This window comes from Massiliimicrobium timonense (assembly GCF_002160865.1).
In the GTDB taxonomy this organism is placed as follows: Bacteria; Bacillota_I; Bacilli_A; order Erysipelotrichales; family Coprobacillaceae; genus Allocoprobacillus.
The window spans coordinates 1-2,209 of the sequence record NZ_NFLJ01000081.1 but is presented as its reverse complement, the minus strand read 5'-3'; the positions used below and the strand labels follow the sequence as shown (position 1 = coordinate 2,209).

General features: G+C 26.5%; 2 protein-coding genes. One reads left to right on the top strand and one right to left on the bottom strand.

Annotated elements, in window-relative coordinates; all coding sequences use genetic code 11:
• Positions 1 to 200 precede the first annotated feature (200 nt).
• Positions 201 to 1,508, bottom strand: coding sequence for an ATP-binding protein (locus B5E75_RS14140; RefSeq protein ID WP_087360577.1), 1,308 nt, complete (start codon positions 1,506 to 1,508; stop codon positions 201 to 203).
• Positions 1,509 to 1,964: 456 nt separating this feature from the next.
• Here B5E75_RS14140 and B5E75_RS14135 point away from each other — a divergent pair.
• A partial coding sequence (locus B5E75_RS14135) for a transposase (RefSeq protein WP_206413999.1) occupies positions 1,965 to 2,209 on the top strand: 245 nt, incomplete at its 3' end.

The following is a 2,209-nucleotide window of genomic DNA, read 5'->3' as shown; positions in this document are numbered from 1 at the left end:
TTTATATTTAGGATTTTGACTTTTTGCTTCAACACTAACACATAACATGCAGACAAGAATAATAAAAATAAGCTTTTTTAGATTGTTCATAATTTCACCTCATAGTGGAATTATGAACAATACTTTTTTATTTTATACATTATTATTAATAAATTCTCATATATATCTCATATAAATCACTGATAACAAGTTTATTTTTCTTATTCAATTAACCAATCCATTATGTTATATAATTTTATACCATTATATGACATAGTTTCATTATCTAAGGATAAAATAATTTTTTCATAATTATCGTTGACTTTTTCTAGTGGAGTTAATTCTCTTTTACGGACTGATTCACTTATCATTGATTCAGTAACTTGCACATACAATTTTTCATCAGCTTTAGTCGCAATAAAATCTATTTCTAACTGATTGATCTTTCCAACCGCAATATCATATCCTCGTTTTAACAATTCAAAATAAACAATGTTTTCTAATACATGTCCTGTATCTCTATTTCTATATCCTAACAAATAATTTCTTAATCCTATATCAACAATATAAAATTTTCCTAAGGTACGTAAATATTCTTTTCCCTTTATATCAAACCTCTTAATTTCATAGAAAAAATAAGCTTCTAATAAAGCATTAACATAAGCTTGAACAGTATGATGACTTGGTTTGGTTTTTCTTTCCTTTTCCAATAATCCCTCATCCATAAGAACATTTCCAATTTTTGAAATAGATATATTACTACCAATATTATCTGCAAGAAACATAATAATTTTTCTAAGTAAAACTGAATCAGTTATTTTTCTTTGACTTTTTAAAGTTTCTCTTTCTAAAATATCTCTCACTATAACCGTTGAATAAATGCCATCCAATAATGTTAAAACTCTTTCTTGCTCTAACCCTACATCAACAATTCCTGGCATACCACCATATCGCATATAAGCTTGAAATAGTTCATTTAATTCATATCTATCTCCTTTTGAATCATAAACATATCTTTTTTTATTTCCTAAGGCGTTGATTGTTTCCTTTATTGTAAAACCATGAAAATCAATAAATTCTTGAAAAGACAGTGGTAACATTTTGATTTCTACATATCTTCCAGATAAATAAGTAGAGTATTGTGACGATAATAAATAGGCATTTGAACCTGTAATATAAATATCACAATTAAAGTCAACACGAAAAGAATTAACAACATCTTCCCATCCAGTAATTCTTTGAAGTTCATCAAAAAAAAGATACATTTTTTGATGAGGTATAATCAATTGTGAAACATGATGATAAAAATCATCAGCATTCATTTTTCTATATACATATGATTCAAAATTCATCTCTATAATTTGTTCTTCATGAACACCAGATTCTAATAAATAATTCACCATAAGCTTTAAAAGACTCGATTTCCCACAACGACGTATTCCTGTCACAACTTTAACAGGTTCTGTATCTTGAAACACTTTTAACTTATTTAAATACAAATCTCTATTTTTTAAATCATATTTTTTCATAGAATCTCCTCCATTAAGCATATTATAGCAAAAACTTTTTATTTTATAAAGTTTTTGCTATTGAGTGCAAAAAATTATATATTTATGTTTTTTTGCTATAGATTTATTTATAATTATTATAATGAGGGATATCTATAAATATTGTCATTTTATGTCAAGTATACAATATTTTAATAGAATAATGACTGAAGGTACTATTACTGATTCTAAAGTTTATATCATGCGTGGCACACGATAAAAATGGCAATGAGTAATCATTGTTCTTATACATGATAAAATAAACCTTAATTATTCATGATAATATAACATAATCATGAAATATCCTTATTTCATGAACGTTTTCTTGTTTTATTTATTCTTTGACTATTCACCCATCGGGTGAATAGTTTTTCTTTATGTATAATAAAAGCTCCTGTATAATATAGGTGTTCAAACTATAATACAAGGAGCACTTATATGATACAATCTATTTTCAATTTTGACAACATAAATTTTAACGGTGGCAACATTTCTTGTGATGGTGGCAGCATCTTGCTTCTTTCATTTCTTAAAAAGTACAATCTGCTGTCTTCACTAGATGATATTCCTTTCAATGATACAAGAAGATTGCCTAAGTATTCCAATTCTGACATTGTCACTCAAATTGTTTTACGTAACCTTTTAGGCTACTTCAATCAGGCTGATCAAATGACACTTGTTGA

Excerpts from the sequence above, each read along its gene's own strand:
- B5E75_RS14140 (WP_087360577.1), bottom strand. The coding sequence starts at position 1,508 with ATGAAAAAATATGATTTAAAAAATAGAGATTTGTATTTAAATAAGTTA.